Below are 21,080 nucleotides of genomic sequence, written 5' to 3'. Positions count from 1 at the left end.
TTAAATATGATCAAATTTGAAAATGTGACAAAACGCTATGGTGACAAGGTAGCAGTGGACGATGTGAGCTTTGAAATCGAAGAAGGGGAGATTTTCGTCCTCATCGGACCTTCAGGCTGCGGCAAGACGACGACTTTGAAGATGATCAACCGCCTCATCCCATTGAGTGAAGGCTATATCTATTTCAAGGATAAGCCCATCAGCGACTACCCGATATACGAAATGCGTTGGGATATCGGGTATGTGCTTCAGCAGATTGCACTCTTTCCGCATATGACAATCAAGGAAAATATTGCTCAAGTACCGCAGATGAAGAAATGGACGGATGCCGACATCGACAAGCGGATCGATGAGCTGCTTGCGATGGTCGGACTGGAACCGGATCAGTACAAGAAGCGCACACCGGCTGAACTCTCCGGTGGTCAGCAGCAGCGTATCGGCGTTATACGGGCACTTGCTGCGGACCCGCCGGTCATACTCATGGATGAACCATTCAGTGCACTTGATCCCATCAGCCGTGAAAAACTGCAGGATGATCTCGCAGATCTTCAGGAGAAGATAAAAAAGACGATTGTATTCGTAACGCATGACATACAGGAGGCACTGAAGCTTGGAGACCGCATCTGCCTCCTCAAAGAGGGCCATGTCGAACAGATTGACACTCCCGAAGGATTCATGACCAATCCGAAAAATGACTTTGTCAGAGAGTTCATCGGTGACCTTGAATCGTACAGGATGCAGCAGGTGACGGTGGGAGATATCGCCAAAGACCACCCTTCCCTCCAGGCTGGGGAGCAGGTGGAATATCCGGAAGTCTCCCATGAAGCTTCCATACAGGACGTGTATAAATACTTATCAGAACATGAAGGCATCCTTATCAAGGAGAATGATGAAAGAAAAGTGCTGAAGCATAGGGACGTCTTCAAATACCTGGATACCAGTCAGCGGGGTGACGACCGATGAATACATTCTTCGAAACTTTGAATGCAAGAAAAGGCGAATTGCTCACAACACTGATCGAGCATATACAGATATCCTTCATCGCATTGCTGATTGCAGTCATCATCGGCGTCCCCCTCGGCATCATACTGACAAAAACGAAAAAGTTATCCGAAGTTGTCATAAACGTTGCAGCAGTCCTTCAGACCATCCCTTCCCTTGCGCTGCTCGGTCTGATGATTCCACTGTTCGGCATCGGCAAGGTACCCGCCATCATTGCACTGGTCATCTATGCACTGCTGCCGATCCTAAGGAACACCTTTACCGGCATAGACGAAGTCGACGACTCGCTTGTCGAAGCTGCCAAAGGAATCGGCATGAAGCCGATGCGGCGCCTGACCAAAGTAGAGCTTCCGATTGCGATGCCCGTCATCATGGCCGGCATACGCACAGCGATGGTGCTGATCATCGGTACCGCGACACTCGCCGCACTTATTGGGGCCGGTGGCCTCGGTGACCTGATCCTTCTTGGAATCGATCGGAATAATACATCACTCATCATCCTCGGTGCCATACCGGCAGCATTGCTCGCCATCTTTTTCGATATTGCGCTTCGGGTGATACAGGACCTCTCCTATAAGAAGATCATCATCACACTCGGCACCATACTGGTCGCAATGCTGCTGATTTCCGCCGCTCCGCTCCTCGCACAGAGAGGAGATACGATAACAATCGCAGGGAAGCTTGGCACCGAACCTTCCATCATTACGAATATGTACAAGATCCTCATCGAAGAGGAGACGGATTATACGGTGGAGGTCGAAGATGGTCTCGGCAAAACGTCCTTCCTGTTCAATGCACTAAGATCTGACGATATAGACGGATATCTCGAATTTACAGGAACGGTCCTCGCTGAGCTGACAAAAGAAGAACTGGAGTCCAAAGAGGAAGAAGCGGTATATGAACAGGCCAATAGAAGCCTCGAGGATCAGTTCGACATGACACTGCTCGAACCGATGGAATACAATAATACCTATACACTGGCTGTGAAACGTGAATTCGCAGAAGAGAATAACCTGGAAACCATTGGAGACCTGAGAAGCATCGAAGACCAGATCGACCCCGGATTTACATTGGAATTCAACGACCGTGAGGACGGTTGGCCGGCAATACAGGAGGCATATAACCTCGACTTCGATAATATCAGGACCATGGAACCAAGCCTAAGGTATCAGGCGGTGGAGGGTGGAGACATCAACCTTGTCGATGCCTATTCCACTGACGCGGAACTGAGGCAGTTCGACATGGTCATCCTTGAAGATGATCGGAATGTCTTCCCACCTTACCAGGGCGCCCCTTTGTTCAAACAGTCATTCCTCGAGGAACATCCTGAAATCGTTGAACCGTTGAATAAACTTGGTGGTATGATCACCAATGAGGAAATGCAGGAAATGAACTATAGGGTGGCTGTTGAGAGCGAAGACCCTTATGTCGTTGCGGAAGACTACTTGAAGGAAGCCGGTCTGATCGAGTAGGAAATGAGCGGACAGTTCATGCCGCTCCCCAAAAAGCTGGGCTTTTAAGAGCAGAGAAATCTGCTCTATTTTTATGTGCTGTTCAGCTGGGGCCGATGCCGTTCACGATATCATCTCCCTATACTCTTTGAGCCATTCTGTATTACAGTATTTGATGAATCCGATGATGACAGTGACCGGAATTTCAAATCTTTCTACTACAGCCCGAAGCATCTTTGTAAATATACATCATTAATAAAAGGGAAAGATTTAATATGTCCATAGGGGTGGGGCTAAGCGCTCATTTATAGTAGTATACACAACCGGGTATCCATAGATGGAAATGGATGCTGTTATAAAAATTTTCAATTATTCCTCTTTGATTGGGTATAAGTAGTTCACATTATTCTTTATATAGGGGTGTTCAAATTGTATAAGAAAAGGGAGATAAGTCTAGTATTCTGGTTGGCCTTGGCCATCTGTATCCTGTTCGTAGGTATCGGGGCAATCATCCCTGAGAGGATGGAATCATCGACGCAGTACATAACCACCCTCATTTCCAAAAATTTCAGCTGGTATTACCTATTGCTGATTCTGGCAATTCTATTTGTCTGCATCTATCTGCTCTTCTCCAGGTTCAGTAATATCACATTGGGCAAAGAAGGCGAAGATCCGGAATTTTCATTGCATTCCTGGTTTGCAATGCTGTTCAGTGCAGGTATGGGAATCGGTCTCGTATTCTGGACGACAGCCGAGCCGATCAGCCATGCATTCAGTGCGTCACCGATAGCAGAACCCGGGTCCCAGCAGGCAATCAACCAGGCAATGCAGTTTTCTTTCTTCCACTGGGGCATCCATGCTTGGGCGGTATATGGTATTGTCGCCCTGGTATTTGCCTACTTCAACTTCCATAAAGGATACAAAGGATTGGTAAGTGCCACTTTGACACCATTATTCGGTGAGAAGCGGATGAGGGGTCCTCTCGGAATCCTCATCGATGTTCTCGCAGTCATCGCCACTGTCACGGGAGTCGCAGCAACATTAGGGTTTGGCGCACTCCAGATCAATCAGGGATTCAACTTCCTATTTGGTATTCCTGCAAACTTTCTTGTCCAGTTCATCATCATTGCAGTGGCCACTCTTCTATTCACATGGTCGACATGGTCCGGCATCAACAGAGGCATCAAAATGCTGAGCAACTTCAACATGGTCATTGCCGTCATCGTCCTCGTCGGCCTGTTCCTTGTCGGCCCCACACTGTATATTTTGAACATGTTTACCAGCTCACTCGGTAACTATATCGCAAACTTCTTTGACATGAGTCTCCGTCTGCCGATGGACGACAGTAACGCCTTTTCCTGGATTCAGAACTGGACGATATTCTATTGGGCATGGTGGGTGTCCTGGGCTCCCTTCGTCGGCATCTTCATCGCACGGGTCTCCAAGGGCAGGACGATCAAGGAATTCATCCTCGGCGTCCTTTTTGCCCCGACACTTGTATGCTTCATATTCTTCGCTGTATTCGGTGCCTCTGCAATAAATCTGCAGGTCGAGGGGATTGCAGACATTGCATCATATGCGACAGAAACCGCGACATTCGCCATGCTTGAACAATATCCGCTAGGTTTCATGTTGAGTTTGCTGACACTCGTAGTCATCGCTGTATTTTTCATCACATCCGCGGACTCGGCAACCTATGTCATCGGAATGCTCACCACCAACGGAAGCAATCTCCCGAACGGAATGGTGAAGATCATCTGGGGGATCATCCTTTCAGCATTTGCATTGATCATGATCTATACAGGCGGTACCCAGGCGATACAGAATCTGCTGATCATCGCTGCCCTGCCTTTCTCGCTCATCATCATATTCATGATATGGTCACTTTTCATTGCTCTGGCCAAAGACCACCCGCGTTCCAGTAGTGCACATAAGGGTATACCTGAGCAGGATGCCGGAGTGAGAAAATGACATCTATACTTTCTGCATTTACTTTCAAATAAACTATAGGGATTTACAGCTGCTGCTGAAGGGTAGAAATATATACGGATGTAAAAATGAAAAGGAGGTACCAAAATGTCAGATGTAAAATCTGAAGTGGAGAAATTGGATGGCTGGACACTTGAGGGTGAAAAAATAAGCAAGAAATTTAAATTTACCAATTATTTGGATGGTATCCATTTTACAGAAAAAATCGGCATCTATGCTGAAAGCGTTCAGCACCATCCAGGGATTTCAATCAACTATACGACGGTCACCGTGTCATGGACGACCTTTTCCAAAAAGGAACTGACTGAAAAGGATGTTTCCGGTGCCAAGGCCTGTGAAAATCTATATCGTCTTTTCAAACAAGCCGAGAAATAGAGCTGATTACCATACCCATGGAAGATAATTCCATGGGTGTACTTGATTTAAAGAACCATAAATTATAATTTCAGTAATTTGTTCCTTTTAATTTATAATGCCATGCGATGTTCCATAAACCTATTGAATTCAACGTTTTTATATACTAGATAGTGATTTTGTAACGCAATGTATTATAAATTTCATTCTCAATTATAAAAATCCAAATTGTACTTCTCACGTTAAATTTGTTACTATCAATAGGTTATTTATTTATACAATAGTAAAAACAGTGGGAGATTATTCAATATCCCATGAATAATAAGGAGCAGATCAATGAAGGATTCTTCAAATCCCGACAGTAGAAAATTATCGAATGTATTTATATATTCGGTCGTAATAGTCGCATTACTGGTAGTTGTTGGTGCAATCAATCCAGATCAGTTTGGTGCGGTTGCCGGATCCATATCAAATTGGGTAAGCAATTACTTCGGATGGTATTACATGATCATTACATCCGCCATGTTGTTCTTTTGTGTTTTTCTCATCTTTAGCCCCATCGGAAAATTAAAGTTGGGCAAACCGCATCATAAACCTGAATTCAGTACACGTTCTTGGCTGACCATGCTGTTTAGCGCAGGTATGGGTATCGGGGTCGTGTTCTATAGCACATCCGAACCCATTTCACACTTCATCGCACCGGCAACTGCCGAACCTGAAACAGAGGAAGCCATCCTCGAAGCGATACGTGCGACCATATTCCACTGGGGGGCGCATGCATGGGGAATGTACGGTGCAGTCGCATTGGCTCTGGCATATTTTCAGTTCAGAAAAGGTGAATCAGGACTACTCTCCAAAACTCTGCGTCCGATATTGGGCGACAAAGTCGACGGGCCCGTAGGTGTCCTCATCGATGTTCTTACTGTATTCGCCACAGTAGTGGGTGTCGCCGTCTCACTTGGCGTAGGTACTACACAGATTAACGGGGGTTTGAATTACCTGTTCGGCGTCCCGATCGACCTGACGATGCAAGGTGTAATCATTGCCGTCGTCACCATCCTTTTCCTCGCCAGCGCGTGGAGTGGCTTAACAAAAGGAATCAGATATTTGAGCAATTTGAATATGATATTGGCAGCAATATTGCTTCTGACTGTTCTTATATTAGGTCCGACGATGCTGATATTGAACATGCTGCCGACTGCTGCAGGGGAGTACATCAACACATTTGTAGCAAGAACTCTCGATGCAGCACCGCTGAGCGACCAGAAAAATGATTGGCTGCAAGCCTGGACGATCTATTACTGGGCATGGTGGCTGAGCTGGAGTCCTTTCGTGGGCATCTTCATCGCCCGTGTATCAAAAGGCCGTACAGTGCGGGAATTCATCATGGCACTTCTTATCGTACCGACTACCATCGGTATCATCTGGTTTACCGTGTTTGGTGTCACAGGTATTGAAATTGCCGATAAAGTACCATCAATAGTGGAACTTGGACCGGAAACACAGCTGTTCGCCATATTCAACGAATTGCCGCTGAGCATACCACTTTCGATTATAGCAATCATATTGATATCTTCATTCTTCATCACATCTGCTGATTCCGCCACATTCGTACTGGGCATGCAGACATCGAATGGTTCACTGCGTCCATCAGCAAGGATAAAAATCGTATGGGGCATCGGCCTGTCCTCCATTGCCTATGTGCTGCTCCTTTCAGGTGGGGAAACTGGGCTCGAAGCCCTTCAGTCCGCAGCCATCATCGCAGCCCTGCCATTCAGCTTTGTCATCATCATGATGATGGTTTCATTCTATAAGGATGCCAACGAAGAGAGAAAATACCTCGGCCTCACGATTACTCCAAACAAGCATCGCATGAAAGAGTACCTTAACAGGGAACAGAGAGAATACCAGGAGCAGAAAGAAGCAGGTGTGGACGAAAGAGATCTATAGTCTGAAATAAAAAGAAGCAGAGCTTTTGAGCCGACCCCCAGAAGTTAGACCTGAAATCTAACTTCTGGGGGTCACTACATTTTTCTGCTTCTTTTTATTTAATGAGACATCATTTTTATCAACTTTCAACATATTGACCTTTAAAACATTGGTAATGATGATATGATTTTCAAGCTCATATAACATTTAAAAAATAATTGTCCCTCCAGAGTGAAATATTCCGAAATATTACGGTCATATCTCCACATTACAGAGATCGGTGTATATTGTAACCTCGTTATTATGTGACTGTAACCCACAGTGTAATTATGCGTGTTATAGTGGGTCTTGTGCTTGAGAAAACAAGACATCAAAACGTGATGCACCCTAAAGATTAAAAACAATCAATTGATGATATATACCCATTTATGGAGGATGAAAATTTTTATGAAGAAAACAATATTGACGACGACACTCGCACTTGGACTTGGCGTATCCGGCATCGCAGCCGACCAGAATGCAGAAGCATCAGAGATCAACAAGGACGAGCTGGCACAGATGGCCCAGTCCAATTCAAGTGAACTGAATAACGCACCGATTCACGATGGTGAATACAGCTATAACTTCACCGTTGACGGTGTGAACTACAGCTTTGAATCCAATGGTACACAATATACATGGTCCTATGGCGGCTATGATAACGCACTGCCACAGGAACCAGCAGAAGCGCCACAGGTAACTGAGGAAGCAACTCAGGAGGCAGCACCACAAGAGGCGCCACAAGCAGTTGAAGATGCACCACAACAGACTGAAGCACCACAAGTGGTGGAAGAAGAACCGGTACAACAGACACAGCAGGTCGAAGATGTACAGGCGGCAGCCCCTTCAGAAAACACTCAAGTTTCAGCTGATGGCTCCACGAAGGAGCAGTTCCTCGCAGCCGGCGGTTCAGAAGCAATGTGGCAATCCATCGTAATGCCTGAATCCAGCGGCAACCCGGATGCAGTCAATGAACTGGGCTACAGAGGCCTCGGTCAGACGAAGCAGTCATGGGGCACCGGTTCCGTACAGGAGCAGACTGAAGGCATGCTGAACTATGCCAAAGAACGTTATGGCTCCGTTTCAGAAGCCATCCAATTCCGTGAAGCAAACAACTGGTGGTAAGATCTTTACCCATATCCACTCCCTTATGAATTGGGATTTCCAATTCATAAGGGAGTTTTTTGTATTAAAGATATCCAATTATTTTTTACTGAATATAACAAATATTATTAAAAATGATACCATAGATATATACCCATTCTCAGCGTGTTCTTTTTTCATTGGAAAACGGAGACTCACTGATTATGTGCAAGTGTCAGAATACCTGATTCATATATTCGCTTACAGGAGGGGGTTCATCGTATTCCATATCAGTCTTTTGTAATCCATCCGCTTAGGCATGCCGTAAAATTATGAAGAGAGGAGTATACATATGGAAATTACAGGCACATTGATAATAGTACTCGCAATTGTCGCATTGCTCATCGCTGGAGCCATCGGCTGGTATCTGTTTATGAAGGCCAGATACCGTACCGTTCCTTCCAACGAAGCGCTCATCGTCACCGGACCGAATCTGGGGGATGAGACCAAAGAGACAAATATATATAAAGATGACCAGGGCCGTTATATGAAGGTTATCCGTGGCGGCGGCCACAGGCTCAAACTTTTCCAGACCGGAACCAGAGTGTCCCTGAAATCATTCCAACTGCAGATTTCAACACCCAAGGTGTATACACTTGAAGGTGTGGGCATCTACGGTCAGGCTGTCGCAACTGTAAAAGTGGCTGATGATCTTGATGGCATCGTAAAGTATGCAGAACAGTTTCTTGGTAAGGACCAGGAGGATATTGAGCATGAAATCTCTGAAGTCCTGAATTCGAATCTGCGTGCTATCCTGTCCAAGATGACAGTGGAACAGATCAACAAGGATCGCGAGAGCTTCAACGAACAAGTACGTGAAATTGCCCAGGACCAGTTGAACAGAATGGGATTCAAAATCACTTCGCTGGGCCTTTCGGACTTGAGGGACGATGAAAATTACCTTGAAAACCTCGGGCGTCCACAGATTGCCAGGGTAAAGAAGGAAGCAGAAATTGCCGAATCCGAAAACAGACGTGAAACCGAGATCCAACAGGCTAAAGATAACGAAGATATTTCCAATGAACAATATAAGAGGGAAATGAATATTGCCGACAGCCGCAAGGAAAAAGACTTGAAGGATGCTAAAATACTTGCTGAAACCGAGAAGGAAAATGCAGCTGCCAGAGCCGCCGGCCAGCTTGAAGAGGAAGAGAGGCGCCTGGAAGTAGAGCGTCAACGTCTGGAGATCCGCGAGCAGGAGAAACAGAACGAATTGAAGCTTCGCCAGATGGAACGTGAAAACGATGTGGCGCTTGAGAAGCAGCAGGTGGAGGTCCGGAGACAGCAGGCTGAAGCGGACTATTATGCACGTACCAAGGAAGCTGAAGCAAGAGCCGAGGCACGTATGGCGGAAGGTAAGGCTGAAGCGGAAGTCATCCGGGAAAAAAGCATGGCTGAGGCTGAGGCCATCGAACGACGTGCCAAAGCAATGGCTGAGCACAAAGACGTCATCATCCTGGAACAGTTCATTGAAATCATGCCTGAATTCGCTAGAGCTGTCAGTGAATCACTTGGTAATGTGGAGTCCATCCGTATTCTCGATGGAGGTAGTGGGGACCAGTTGAACTCATTGCCGAACACAGTTACAGGAACCATGGCCAAGCTTCAGGAAAGCATGGGCCAGATGACCGGCTTCGATCTGGAAAGCTTCCTCGGAACTCTATCCAACGAGGAAAAGAAAGAAAAGGATCAGGAACCTGCTGACACAGCGGAGCAGGATAGGGACGATTATTCCATTTAGCAGCGGGTGCATTATTTACAAAAAAATTAAAGATAAACAGGGTCGGACCATTATTCATAATGGTCCGACCCTGTTTTTAAGCATATCCATTTTGGCTCTGCGTTTGAAGGGCGAGCAACTACATCCCTTTTTGGTTTAGAATCAATTGAAGTTTCGCATGAATGCACTTGGAACTTCCGACTCGAACCGCAAGGATTTTCCACTCGTGGGATGTTTGAATGCAAGGACGTGGGCGTGCAGTCCCATTCTTCGTATCGGATTGCTGCGGGATCCATACTTTTTATCCCCCACAATGGGATGGCCCAGTTCCTGCATATGGACACGAATCTGGTTTTTACGTCCTGTCTCCAAATGGACTTTCAGCAATGATAAATTTCGACTGGATTTCAATACTTTATAGTGGGTTACAGCCTTTTTCCCATGGTTTGGATTTTTGCTCGATCGCACGGTGAGCGTTTTATCCTCCGTCAGCCATGAAGTGATTGTCCCGTCCTGCTCCACCTTTCCTTCGACGAGTGCGATGTAGGACCGTTCCGAAACGGCATCCTTCCAGGCATTCTGCAGCTTCTGCTGCACATTTTTACTTTTGGCGAACATCATGACTCCAGAAGTATCGCGGTCGAGCCGATGCACGACAAAAACCCGATTTTTGGGATGGCTGCGCTGCACATGGTCTGAGAGCTGACGGTAGGCAGTCATCTGATTTTCCTTCTCTGACGCAATCGACAGCAGTCCCGCTTCCTTTTCAACCACAATCACATCATCATCTTCATGCAGAATTTCTATTCCTTTGATTTTTACATTCCTGGCACCAAAATGGGATTGGATCTCAACACGATCCCCAGGATGGAGAAGCGCATTAAACTGGGTCGTCGCTTCGCCGTTTACATATACCTGGCCACGGCCCAAAACTCCTTTGACTGATTTCCGGCTGCGTGACGGCATCATCTCAAACAGGAACTTCAACAGTTCTGTTGGTTCCTGTACTTTCCATTCCGCATCCGGTCCACTTGACTGTTTTCTATTTTTCATCAAAAAACTTCCTTTACTTCATTCTCTTTTGAAGATTGTCTTCCATTCATTTCATTTTAAACGACTGATGGACATTTTGAAAATATAAATGTAGTTCTGTAGAGTAATAGAAAATGGGTAGACTATAGTATACATCCTAATATTATCAGCCACTTCATATTCCATAGAGTTGAAATTGGAAGATGCGGATGTTCATTTAAGACAAAGGCGGAGATGTGATGAAAGAATTCTACAGTGATGTTATCCAGTATAGAGGTACACATTATGATTTTGGCTATTTCCAGGGTGAACTGCTCAAAGACTCCCTGATTCTGCCCAACCGTGAAAAACAATGGGAATCACGTAAAGATCGTCATTTTTTAATCAACCCTGAAGAATATAAAAATGTAATTTCAAAATTTTCACCAGCCATACTGGAGGAGATCCATGGTCTTGCTGATGCACTTGAGATGGAAATGGAAAAGGCATTTCGGCTATTCGGCGGTTATTATTTGGAATATACCCGAAGCGGCTGCTCCGTTTTCACCGATGCCGACTTCATGGTCCGCAATTATGACAGCCACCCGCGTGGTTATGAAGGGCGATACATGTTCTACGCACCAACTGACTCCGGATACGCTGTAATCGGGCCCTCCATGCAGATTACGGGGAGGATAGATGGCATGAACGAAAAAGGGCTTGTGATGGGCTACAACTTCACCCACAGTAAAAATTCAGATGATGGGTTCATATGCAATATGATTGGCCGCCTGATATTGGAGACATGCGCGAACGTGGGTGAGGCCATATCGCTATTGAAAGAACTGCCTCACAGACACTCGTTCAGCTATATCATTTTGGATGCGGAGGGCGAATCCTACGTCGTTGAAGCATCCCCAAGGAAAGTCGCAGTCAGAAGGGCCAATGTATGTACGAACCATTTTCATTTGCTGGATGAAGAAAACCGTTACCGCCAACAGGAAACACGCCAGCGGGAAAAAACGATACAAGCCCAGCAGCTGCAGGCCACCAACCCTTACCAGGCTTTTAAAGTGATGAATGGTCCCGACCATGGCATATTTTCGAACAAGTACGATGCTGCAGCCGGAACGATACACACCTCCGTCTATTTTCCCAAGGAATTAAAAGCATGGTTCGTGATCGGCCCTGATAAAGAACCAGTCATCTTCGACTTTGCGAAGTGGCTGAAAGGCAATAACGTCAACGTCAAGCAGATCAAAGGAACACTTGAATACCACCGTCCCTTTGTGAATATGGGTTAACATTTCTGCCGAAGCTTGATTAACTTGCATATCGGTACTGGAATTCAAAATCCAGATCTGTTCAATTTCAGGTTGCATGAAGAAATGATTGGACCCTCTCATTTGCTGAATGCTCTCCGTTTGCCATGTCTTTTTCAAATTAAAATGAACGCTCCCTGGAATGGTAGGAAAAATCCGGGGAGCGTTCTTTGATCATGGATATATTTTCGCTTTAGAGTAACTATTCGAGTTTCCTTTTACCGAAATAAAACAGTCCGACAACTATACCGACTGTCATCATGACGATTGAGAAAATGAGGAATGGGATCGGCCCCCACATAAAGACGAGTGGTGCGGATAATGCTGTAACCAGACCGCCGCCGAGGAATGGTTCAAAAACCAGCTGCTTATAGCCGAAACCCTCAGCTGCCGGCGATTTCATTTCCGGGTCGGCGACACGCATCAGCATCAGTCCTGTTGCAGTTACCCCTGTTGATTGTCCAAAATCACCTACAGCTCTTTCAAGCCAGTAATCCGGCATCATCCTTGGTCCAAAGACGAAGAATCCGAACAGATTCCAGGCAACTCCGAATAGAGCCAACAGTAGGAATGGGACAAGATATTCCCCAATGACTGAGATTGATACAGTCGCTATTGCACTTGCGATAAGTATATCAAGTGAGAACCCCTGTATACTGGTCACCGTGTTTCTGTCCACCAGTTCTGATGTATCGAACTTACTGACGAAGATCTGTACAATCAGACCACCGATCATCGCCAGTGGGAATAACGGCACATATGTCATAAAATCAGAGCCGAAGACCGCAGCTTCCAACCAGGTGATGCCCCGCAATATGACATAACCCACAAGAATGGCCAGTCCAACGATAGTAAAATGAAATGTGAATGTATCGATCGATTCAGCTCTGACAGTCTTTTTCCCGCCTTCTCCGCGATCTTCAAATTCAACGATACCTGCTTTTTGAGTCGGTGACATGCCTTTAACATCAGTAATCACCTGTGTCTGGTTTCTTCGTACGCCCCAGTTGATCAGCGCAATACCGGCAACGACACCTGTTAAAATACCGACGGTCGCCAATCCGACAGCAATGTCATAGGCTTCCGGGAATCCGAGTTCATCAAACGTGTCCTGCAGACCGGCCGCTGTACCATGTCCACCTTCGAATCCAATCTCAATGAGGGCACCGATAAATGGTGGCATATCGTAGAATGGTACTAACACCAGCATTGCAAGCAGCAAACCGATGACATACTGACCCCAGCCGAGTGTCCAGCCGAAAGCGAGCTGAGGTCCCCCAACATCCCATATTCTCTTTAGATTTGGAAGGACTGTCCCTATAAATAAAGTGGCAAACACTATATTTATCATCAGGCCGGGGAGTGTGGACCATACTTCCATAATTTCAGAAGTTAAAATTCCGGTTGACCAAAATGAATCCTCCCCGATAAAATTCCCCAATATCCGGCCGAGCACCTCAGGCCCTAAAAGCAATGCGAGGAATCCGCCGATGACAGAGGCGGGCAGAAAGAGGTTCTGCATCAATGATGAACGCATCCGGATCCATTTTCCAATCAACAGAAACAATCCTAAGTAAAGCAAGGCAAACCCTATTTGTTCTGGACTCATGATCTCCATATCTCCTTTTAGTTTTCAGTTTCTAGCTTATCTTCCCTGAAGAACAGTAAGTTAATCAACAACTTTTATAAAGACATTTATCAGAGGTTAGGAAATTTCCCCCGGCCCGGCATCCGAATAGTTTTTATTTTTATGGATTGCTTTTTAAAATGAATTTTTTATATAAACTCTATCAAGTCAAGATATGGTTTATTTGTGGTATTGCTCATTCCTGATGATCTTATTCACCCTGAATATCTGTTCAAGCAGCATGACCTTCATCATTTGATGGGGATAGGTGAGGGCGCCGAAGCTGATTGCCTGGTCGGAGCGTCTGCGGACGCTCTCCCCAAGGCCATTACTGCCCCCGATGATGAATACCACATCGCTCCTGCCGGTATTCATCCATTTCTGATACTCCTCCGCCAGACCCTCACTGGTATACGCTTTGCCTTTGATTTCCAATGTGACCACATGCTGTGCATCCTTGATTTTGGAAAGGATCTTCTCGGCTTCCTTCTCCTTGATGATTTCAATATCCTTCGCACTTGCATTGTTCGGTTCCTTCTCATCCTGAATCTCAATGAGTTCGAGCTTTGCATAACCGCTGATACGCTTTTTATATTCCTCAACGGCCTGTTTCCAATACTTTTCTTTCAACTTCCCAACACTGATCAGCGTGACTTTCATTTCAAATCATCCTTTTGTACGAGCTATAATGCCTTGACTATAATTCTGAATTGTTAAATAATTAAGGTAACTTTATACACATAAAGTGAGAAAGGAGTAATCATATGTCAAATACGACTTACAGTATACTGAAATTCCGGAACGTGGACGAGCTTCGGAAGATAATCGATTACGCCATCAAAGACGGAAAGGATTTTGATTTCAATTCAATCGAACCGATACCGGATGCTCTGAAGGTGGAGCACATCCCTTATCAGGACGCTGCCATCGGTTCCTACTATAACACTCTCGACAGGGAAGAGCAGGCATCGCTCATTGAGAACCTTAAGGATAAGCACTATACGAATGTCGAGGAGATTATTGAGCAGGCAGCCGCCCAGGAAAAGGAACAGATCCTAGTGGCAGAAGAACGCATCGACCTGGGACAGAAGTATTATGAAAATATAATGGAATATGGCTATCCTGATTTCTTCGAATGGGCGAATGACCACTGGAATACAAAAGGGAACGCGATAGATACTGTCGTTGACGAGGAAAATCTGGAAATTTCATTTTCAACTTCTTCGAGTGCGGTGGAAAACCTGATGAAGAACCTTTACGAAAAAACCGAGGTTCCTTTTATCTACCAATATACCAATGATACATTTACTGTGTATGGAGAGATGTGCTGTGATGAAGAAGGCATAAGAAATAGTCAAATTGATGAAAAGTCGGTGAAGGAGATTTTTGCTGAAAGAAATGCTGGTTAATTCGGCTTATCCACAATACTGCGGGTGAACTATGGTGTGGTTATTCACAATAGTTCGCCTATTTTCATGCATAGACTTATAGTTATCCACATGATTTCAACATATCCACGGATAAATACTCATTATTCGTGCATATTACTTTTTTTTACTCATTATATTCACATAAATATAAATAAAACAGCCAGTTTTACACGACTGACTGCTTAGTTATCCACACTTTTTATACTTTACCCACATTTATGACTATTTATCCACAGAGTTTTCACACATTTTTGTGGATAACTTTTATATCTGATATATCTTCGTCGGTACGGCTTTGTCTGTATCGCTTATCGTTACATGGTTGGCCGTATCGATATCATATTGGTTCAGCACCTGCTCAACACTCATTTTTGCCAATTCCTTTATATTGTTGTCCAAACTCAGATGGCTGAGATATATGCGTTTTGTACGGTCGGTTATAACGTCACGCATGGCGTGTGCAGCATCCTCATTTGAAACGTGTCCGACATCGGACAGGATCCTCTGTTTGGTCACCCATGGATATCTGCCCATTCTAAGCATATCGACGTCATGGTTGCTTTCGAACACAAAACAGTCACTCTCCTTGATGATGCCCTTCATCTGGTCGGAGACATAGCCTGTGTCGGTGATGATGGACAGCTTCCTGTTGTCTTTGATAAATGTGTAGAACTGCGGGTCTATGGCGTCATGGGAGACGCTGAAGGATTGTACGTCCATGCCGAGCAGTTCTTTCTCCTCCAAAGGATTGAAGTGGAACTTCTTGTCGCTATGGACTTCGATATCCTTGGCCTCTATCCTCTGCCACGTCTTCTCATTGGCATAGATTGGAATGCCATAACGTTTGGAAATGACTTTGAGACCTTTGATATGGTCGCTGTGCTCATGGGTGATGAGTATAGCATCGATATTCTTCAAGGAAGTATCCAATGTATTCAGCGACTCCTCTATACGTTTACAGGAGAGTCCCACGTCTATGAGCAGGCTGCCTTTTTCAGTTTCTATATACGTGCTGTTCCCGGTGGAACCGCTGGCTAACACGCTCATCTTCATTACTGTCACTCACTTTCGATAATATCTTCTGTTTCACTGATGGCATCGACATAGATTGCCTTTTCGACACCCTGATCTGTAATCTGCAGCTCCCATTTCGGCCTGAGGAGCACCTGATCATCATCGCTCAAGATGATGTAGTAACCGAGTCTCGCATTCTCTATCACTGCTTCTCCGGATATTCTTTGCCGCATGTAAAGATCTGACACAACCTGTCTCGGATTTCTCACTGCAATCGGGGAAGTATAGCTGTTTTCACGCAAGTTGGTGATATAACCTTGCTCATATTCTGCCGCTTCCGTACCATCCCCTCTATATATCACACGTGCCGCTTCATTGTTGAAAATCGGATAGTCACCATAATACTGGTTGAAAAGCATGGCGGCGTCATTACTCATTACATCATCATACTGGTAATTCCCGCCTCTGTAAACCTGTTCGTTCTTATGCCCCCGGAGGGATTCCGCCGTCATCTCGGGTGTGCCGTTTCCGGCTTCGAACTCCTGATGGATGATGTAGCCATCATTTGTAATTTCGACACTGTCTTCAACGACATCTTCAACTTCGGTGAAGTCCACTTTCTCGCCGGCAAGTATGTTCAGTTTTTCAGGCTGATGCTCCGGAAGCTGGCTCAGGTCGATATCGGTTTCCTCAAGCACGCCTGGTGTACTCTCAATCTCCCTGATGTCTTCCTGCTGTTTGTTGTAGTACATCATGAGGAGGGCGACATTGATGAGCAGGAAGACGAGGATGTATAGAGACTTGGTCAATTTCCAATCCATTACTCCAGCCCCCCTTCATTGAACCGCATCCATTCCCCATCATACTTCACATACCACTCGGGTACGAATTCCACCACATTGAGCTCCGTCTGGGACTCTGAAAAGCGCATATCATAGCCGATGGTGATTTTCGATACTTTCTGCAGATCGATGTCTTCGTTCAGAGCAATCTGATAGCGGACATCTTCAATGCGGGCGAGTGCTTTCGTCTCTTCACTCGGAATCTGTGCATTGATATAAATCAGGGGACGTTCGTATTCAAACAATGCATTACTGCCATATTTTGTTGTAACGGTGTGGGCAATTTCATCACTGAATACGGCGTAGCCGTTCAATGTATACCGGTATGTTGACTGGCTGCCTTCCTCATCGTAGTCGAACAGCATATGTTCCGGTGCAAGACCTATATGAGAATTGAGGAAATTGAAACTCCGCTGGATGGTCTGATGGGGATCGCGATCGGATGTCAGGGACTCATCCAGATTGGTGTATACATAATTGTATGTTTCTGTGTTATAGGTCGCCAGACTGTTTTCCCCTTCGTATACATAGACATCCTCATTCTGGGTCACGCTGATTTCATCTTCCATGAAGAGCAGATCATTGACCGTGTCTATGCTGATCTGTGTCGAAAGAAAGTTCTCTATGCTCACTTCCCCCGGGTCATCCGGCCCATATATGGCTGTCTTATTATTGGATGTCTGCTGGTTGGTGATGATGGGGGTATAGTCTTCGAAGGAGTTTTCGTATTCATTGACGATGGAAAGGAGATACGCGCTGTCTATGTTCGTCTGGGCCACCGCCACACGATCCAGCGCTTCATTCAGCAGATAGAAGGTCACCTGGGGGGAGGCGATATCCACCACGAGCCGGTCGAAGCTGTAATCGGGCAAAGTACCTTCATATGTGAATCCAAGCACTTGAAAGAGGGACTTGGAGGGCATTTCTGATGGATAGTCGACGACCAGGAACTCCTCATTGCCATTCTCCTTCACAGCAGGCTCCAGACGGTTCATATTATTGTAAACATCTATACCTTCAATTTCGGTGCCATCGAGGAACTCCCTGACGCCTACAACGGCATTCTCTTCTATCGTTCCCCTGACATTTTCCCCATCCACCCAGATGAGCTGATAAGCGCGCATGACACTGTCGAATGGAACGGGCTCGCCCTGTCCGATATTGGAGGTGGATTCGATTGTCGTATCAATCTGTGAAAATTCCGGCTGGTAGCTCCATACCATATAGGTCAGTACGGCACTGCTGATGACAAGAAGAAAGAGGATGACGGATTTGACTGTTTCCTTATACATCCCAATCATCCTCCTCAAGCGTTTCGCATGGCAGATTGATGAATATCGTCGTGCCTTTGTTCTCCACACTGTTTGCCCATATCCTGCCATCATGCACTTCCACTATTTCCTTTGAAATGGCGAGTCCGAGCCCGGTGCCGCCCATTTTGCGGGCCCGTCCCTTGTCCACACGATAGAACCGCTCGAATATGCGATCGACCTTGCTCGCCGGTATGCCGAGTCCGTTATCTTTGATCTGGACTGTCATTCTATTGTAAAGGCGGTTCTGTTTCACATGGAACTCCACTTTCTTGTAGTCGTTGTTCGAGTACTTGATGGCGTTGGAGATGACATTATCAAGCACTTGTCCCATCTTGTCCATGGCAATTTCCGTGAAAATCGGAGTGGGAGGGATGTTGCGGACAAACTCCACATCATCCTTGTGCGTCATCTCGAAACGGTCGATGATCCGATTCAGGAACTGGTTGAAATCGACAATTTCACGTTCCAGCTCCTCTGCTTCATTATCCATTCTGGAAAGCTGCAGTAGGTCTTCCACAAGGCGGATCATTCGATCCGTCTCCTCGCGTGTCACGCCCAGGAATTTCGGTGCAAGCTTTTCATTCTTCCATGCCCCTTCCTGGAGGGCTTCGATATAGCTTCTCATGGAAGTGAGCGGGGTCCTGAGTTCATGGGAGACGTTCGCTACGAACTCCCTGCGCTCATTATCCACACGTTCCTGTTCGGTTACATCATGAAGTACCGCGATATAGCCATTGATGAATCCGGTGTCCTTTACAATCGTCGAGAAGCTTACCCGGATGGTCGTCTCTTCTTCCTCATGATCGAGGAACAACAGCTGGCTTTCATTCATCTCCTGGATGTCTTCAAGCACCATCTCCTCATCGAGCTTCAAAAGCTCCAGCATATCCTCACCATGGAGATTCTTCCCCGACATGCCGAGCATATCGAGAGCCATTTCATTGACCACCCGTATGCGGCCCCTGCGGTCCGTAGCGATGATACCATCCGACATGTGGGTGATGACGGAATCGAGACGCTTCTTCTCGCTCTCCGTATTGGCCTGCGCTTCCTGCACACGCTTCGAGAGGATGTTGAAGGAGCCTGCAAGCTCGCCGATTTCATCGCTGCTGTAGATTTTTACGCGGGATGTATAATCACCTTCCGACATGAGGAGCGCCTGGTTCCGCATGTCTGTGATGGGCTTCGTGATGGTCCGTGCAATGAAGATGCCGAGGATGCTCGTGATGATCAATGAAATTACAGTGGCAATGATGAAGGTGTTGTTGATCGCCTCCAGCTGCTGGTATACCGTTTCTATATTCGAAGCCGTATATATGGCGCCGAGGATCTGGTTGTCCTGTATCACCGGCTGGTTGAGCAGCCAGACACGCTGGTGGTTCTGTTCCACATCGACGTAGATTTCCTCATTGCGCGTGCCGGTGGTGATTGATTCTTCAGTGAGCGGTGCATTGATCCTCGAACCGATGCTCGATTCATTGGATATGCGGCTTGTGCCCACGAGGACATTATCAGAATTCACATATCTGATTTCTTCGATTTCCGGCCTGTTTCCATAGTCGGAGAGCAGACTCTGGATCTCTTCACGGAACTGTTCACTATCGTCTCCATACTCTGTGTAGAGTTCATTGATCCTTGTATCTATGAGACTCACCTGGGTCTCGATGTTGTCCTGAAAGTTCCCGGTCAGTTCTTTCTCAAGCGTATTCGTAAAATACAGACCGATGATCTGCATTCCGATGACGATGAGGAGTACATATATGATAACAAGCTTTATATGAAGAGACTGCAAGTTTCTGAAAAACTGCTTCATCAAAAGTTAACTCCTTTATTCGTCACCTTGAATGTAATACCCGACACCTCTTCTTGTCATGAGGTATTCAGGATGGGAAGGATCCGCTTCGATCTTCTCCCTGAGGCGCCTTACAGTTACATCGACTGTCCGCACATCTCCGAAATAATCATAGCCCCATACCGTTTCAAGCAGATGTTCCCGGGTCATGACCTGCGAGAGATGCTGTGCCAGATAGTTGAACAGCTCAAATTCCCGGTGGGTGAGTTCAATATCCTTGCCATGCTTCTTTATGGCATAGGAATCCGGAAGAATCGTGATGTCCTTTATCTGGATGTTGTTGTTTTCCGGCTCCTTGTCCTTGGTTCCGGTGTCGCTCTTCCTTCTCAGATTCGCTTTCACCCGGGCAATCAGTTCGCGTGTCGAAAATGGCTTCGTCACATAGTCATCGGCCCCCAGTTCCAGACCGAGCACCTTATCTATTTCGGAATCTTTGGCTGTCAGCATGATGATTGGCATATCGTGCGTCTTGCGGACTTCCCGGCATACTTCCATGCCATCCATCCCCGGCAGCATGATGTCGAGCAATACAATATCCGGCACGACTTCAAGTATCATTTCCAGTGCATCGATTCCATCATAGGCACAATGCACTTCATATCCTTCCTTCTCGAGGTTGAATTCCAGTATATCCGCGATGGGTCTCTCGTCATCCACTACGACAATCTTCTTGGGCATTTCATTCCCTCACTTTCCTTAGGTGCCTATTTCCATACTCATATCCATTATAAATGTATCACTTTTCCATTCTTATTTCCATTCCACCATAACAAAAAAGCCCCCAGCATAGTATGCTGACAGCTCTCGAAGTACGGTCCCGACGGGAATCGAACCCGCGATCTCCTGCGTGACAGGCAGGCATGTTAACCGCTACACCACGGGACCATGGTGATGATATTAGTAAGTGACCCGTACGGGATTCGAACCCGTGTTACCGCCGTGAAAGGGCGGTGTCTTAACCACTTGACCAACGGGCCGCATTGGATGGTGACTCTGAACACAAAGGTTATTATAGCATGATATAAATTTCATTTTCAACTGA

17 protein-coding genes and 2 tRNA genes are annotated in these 21,080 nt (G+C 46.1%); 9 read left to right on the top strand and 10 right to left on the bottom strand.

The window, feature by feature from the left end:
* Window positions 1-6 precede the first annotated feature (6 nt).
* From RQP18_RS00175 to RQP18_RS00145, 7 genes are all read left to right on the top strand, one after another.
* A complete protein-coding gene (locus RQP18_RS00175) occupies window positions 7-963 on the top strand; it encodes an ABC transporter ATP-binding protein (protein ID WP_342388178.1) in 957 nt (318 codons plus the stop codon).
* Window positions 960-2,474 carry an ABC transporter permease/substrate-binding protein gene (locus RQP18_RS00170; protein ID WP_342388177.1) on the top strand — a complete coding sequence of 505 codons (1,515 nt, stop codon included), beginning with the start codon at window positions 960-962 and terminating at the stop codon, window positions 2,472-2,474. Before RQP18_RS00175 ends, RQP18_RS00170 begins: the two co-directional genes overlap by 4 nt.
* A gap of 408 nt (window positions 2,475-2,882) precedes the next feature.
* Window positions 2,883-4,424, top strand: a complete 1,542-nt coding sequence (locus RQP18_RS00165; protein ID WP_373446092.1) for a BCCT family transporter — start codon at window positions 2,883-2,885, stop codon at window positions 4,422-4,424.
* A 105-nt stretch (window positions 4,425-4,529) separates the two neighbouring features.
* Window positions 4,530-4,817 carry a 4a-hydroxytetrahydrobiopterin dehydratase gene (locus tag RQP18_RS00160; RefSeq protein WP_342388175.1) on the top strand — a complete coding sequence of 96 codons (288 nt, stop codon included), beginning with the start codon at window positions 4,530-4,532 and terminating at the stop codon, window positions 4,815-4,817.
* A gap of 315 nt (window positions 4,818-5,132) precedes the next feature.
* Window positions 5,133-6,746: a BCCT family transporter gene (locus tag RQP18_RS00155; RefSeq protein WP_342388174.1), complete on the top strand. Its 1,614-nt coding sequence runs from the start codon at window positions 5,133-5,135 to the stop codon at window positions 6,744-6,746.
* A gap of 426 nt (window positions 6,747-7,172) precedes the next feature.
* Window positions 7,173-7,889, top strand: a complete 717-nt coding sequence (locus RQP18_RS00150; RefSeq protein WP_342388173.1) for a hypothetical protein — start codon at window positions 7,173-7,175, stop codon at window positions 7,887-7,889.
* Between the two features lie 310 nt (window positions 7,890-8,199).
* A complete protein-coding gene (locus RQP18_RS00145; RefSeq protein WP_342388172.1) occupies window positions 8,200-9,648 on the top strand; it encodes a flotillin family protein in 1,449 nt (482 codons plus the stop codon).
* Window positions 9,649-9,789: 141 nt separating this feature from the next.
* Here the strand turns inward: RQP18_RS00145 and RQP18_RS00140 are convergent, their stop codons facing one another.
* Window positions 9,790-10,680, bottom strand: coding sequence for an RluA family pseudouridine synthase (locus tag RQP18_RS00140; protein ID WP_342388171.1), 891 nt, complete (start codon window positions 10,678-10,680; stop codon window positions 9,790-9,792).
* A gap of 218 nt (window positions 10,681-10,898) precedes the next feature.
* Here RQP18_RS00140 and RQP18_RS00135 point away from each other — a divergent pair, with 218 nt between their 5' ends.
* The gene (locus RQP18_RS00135) at window positions 10,899-11,942 is read left to right on the top strand and encodes a C45 family peptidase (RefSeq protein ID WP_342388170.1); all 1,044 of its coding nucleotides are present in this window, start codon (window positions 10,899-10,901) and stop codon (window positions 11,940-11,942) included.
* Window positions 11,943-12,162: 220 nt separating this feature from the next.
* Here RQP18_RS00135 and RQP18_RS00130 read toward each other — a convergent pair whose 3' ends face one another.
* Window positions 12,163-13,569, bottom strand: a complete 1,407-nt coding sequence (locus RQP18_RS00130; RefSeq protein WP_342388169.1) for a sodium/glutamate symporter — start codon at window positions 13,567-13,569, stop codon at window positions 12,163-12,165.
* A 198-nt stretch (window positions 13,570-13,767) separates the two neighbouring features.
* A complete protein-coding gene (gene rlmH / locus RQP18_RS00125; protein WP_342388168.1) occupies window positions 13,768-14,247 on the bottom strand; it encodes a 23S rRNA (pseudouridine(1915)-N(3))-methyltransferase RlmH in 480 nt (159 codons plus the stop codon).
* 104 nt (window positions 14,248-14,351) lie between these two features.
* Here rlmH and RQP18_RS00120 point away from each other — a divergent pair, with 104 nt between their 5' ends.
* The gene (locus tag RQP18_RS00120; RefSeq protein ID WP_342388167.1) at window positions 14,352-14,996 is read left to right on the top strand and encodes a hypothetical protein; all 645 of its coding nucleotides are present in this window, start codon (window positions 14,352-14,354) and stop codon (window positions 14,994-14,996) included.
* Window positions 14,997-15,281: 285 nt separating this feature from the next.
* Here the strand turns inward: RQP18_RS00120 and RQP18_RS00115 are convergent, their stop codons facing one another.
* From RQP18_RS00115 to RQP18_RS00085, 7 genes are all read right to left on the bottom strand, one after another.
* Entirely contained in the window at window positions 15,282-16,070 is a 789-nt protein-coding gene (locus RQP18_RS00115) for an MBL fold metallo-hydrolase (protein WP_373446091.1), read from the bottom strand.
* Window positions 16,071-16,075: 5 nt separating this feature from the next.
* Complete coding sequence (gene yycI, locus RQP18_RS00110) at window positions 16,076-16,852, bottom strand: two-component system regulatory protein YycI (protein WP_342388166.1); 777 nt, start codon at window positions 16,850-16,852, stop codon at window positions 16,076-16,078.
* Window positions 16,852-18,165, bottom strand: a complete 1,314-nt coding sequence (locus tag RQP18_RS00105; RefSeq protein WP_342388165.1) for a YycH family regulatory protein — start codon at window positions 18,163-18,165, stop codon at window positions 16,852-16,854. The genes yycI and RQP18_RS00105 overlap by 1 nt, the downstream gene beginning before the upstream one ends.
* The gene (gene walK, locus RQP18_RS00100) at window positions 18,158-19,999 is read right to left on the bottom strand and encodes a cell wall metabolism sensor histidine kinase WalK (protein ID WP_342388164.1); all 1,842 of its coding nucleotides are present in this window, start codon (window positions 19,997-19,999) and stop codon (window positions 18,158-18,160) included. The genes RQP18_RS00105 and walK overlap by 8 nt, the downstream gene beginning before the upstream one ends.
* Before the next feature lie 15 nt (window positions 20,000-20,014).
* Window positions 20,015-20,716, bottom strand: a complete 702-nt coding sequence (gene yycF, locus RQP18_RS00095) for a response regulator YycF (protein WP_342388163.1) — start codon at window positions 20,714-20,716, stop codon at window positions 20,015-20,017.
* 134 nt (window positions 20,717-20,850) lie between these two features.
* Window positions 20,851-20,923: transfer RNA gene (locus RQP18_RS00090), tRNA-Asp, on the bottom strand.
* A 20-nt stretch (window positions 20,924-20,943) separates the two neighbouring features.
* Window positions 20,944-21,015: transfer RNA gene (locus RQP18_RS00085), tRNA-Glu, on the bottom strand.
* Between the last annotated feature and the right edge of the window lie 65 nt (window positions 21,016-21,080).

Origin of the sequence: Salinicoccus sp. Bachu38 (assembly GCF_038561955.2) — a bacterium.
Lineage (GTDB): Bacteria > Bacillota > Bacilli > Staphylococcales > Salinicoccaceae > Salinicoccus > Salinicoccus bachuensis.
The sequence above is the reverse complement of the archived record's forward strand: the minus strand, read 5'-3'. Positions and strand labels throughout refer to the sequence as shown.

Coding starts and splice junctions, on each gene's coding strand:
- RQP18_RS00175 (WP_342388178.1), top strand. CDS start 7: ATGATCAAATTTGAAAATGTGACAAAACGCTATGGTGACAAGGTAGCA.
- RQP18_RS00170 (WP_342388177.1), top strand. CDS start 960: ATGAATACATTCTTCGAAACTTTGAATGCAAGAAAAGGCGAATTGCTC.
- RQP18_RS00160 (WP_342388175.1), top strand. CDS start 4,530: ATGTCAGATGTAAAATCTGAAGTGGAGAAATTGGATGGCTGGACACTT.
- RQP18_RS00155 (WP_342388174.1), top strand. CDS start 5,133: ATGAAGGATTCTTCAAATCCCGACAGTAGAAAATTATCGAATGTATTT.
- RQP18_RS00150 (WP_342388173.1), top strand. CDS start 7,173: ATGAAGAAAACAATATTGACGACGACACTCGCACTTGGACTTGGCGTA.
- RQP18_RS00145 (WP_342388172.1), top strand. CDS start 8,200: ATGGAAATTACAGGCACATTGATAATAGTACTCGCAATTGTCGCATTG.
- RQP18_RS00140 (WP_342388171.1), bottom strand. CDS start 10,680: ATGAAAAATAGAAAACAGTCAAGTGGACCGGATGCGGAATGGAAAGTA.
- RQP18_RS00135 (WP_342388170.1), top strand. CDS start 10,899: ATGAAAGAATTCTACAGTGATGTTATCCAGTATAGAGGTACACATTAT.
- RQP18_RS00130 (WP_342388169.1), bottom strand. CDS start 13,569: ATGAGTCCAGAACAAATAGGGTTTGCCTTGCTTTACTTAGGATTGTTT.
- rlmH (WP_342388168.1), bottom strand. CDS start 14,247: ATGAAAGTCACGCTGATCAGTGTTGGGAAGTTGAAAGAAAAGTATTGG.
- RQP18_RS00120 (WP_342388167.1), top strand. CDS start 14,352: ATGTCAAATACGACTTACAGTATACTGAAATTCCGGAACGTGGACGAG.
- RQP18_RS00115 (WP_373446091.1), bottom strand. CDS start 16,070: ATGAAGATGAGCGTGTTAGCCAGCGGTTCCACCGGGAACAGCACGTAT.
- yycI (WP_342388166.1), bottom strand. CDS start 16,852: ATGGATTGGAAATTGACCAAGTCTCTATACATCCTCGTCTTCCTGCTC.
- RQP18_RS00105 (WP_342388165.1), bottom strand. CDS start 18,165: ATGTATAAGGAAACAGTCAAATCCGTCATCCTCTTTCTTCTTGTCATC.
- walK (WP_342388164.1), bottom strand. CDS start 19,999: ATGAAGCAGTTTTTCAGAAACTTGCAGTCTCTTCATATAAAGCTTGTT.
- yycF (WP_342388163.1), bottom strand. CDS start 20,716: ATGCCCAAGAAGATTGTCGTAGTGGATGACGAGAGACCCATCGCGGAT.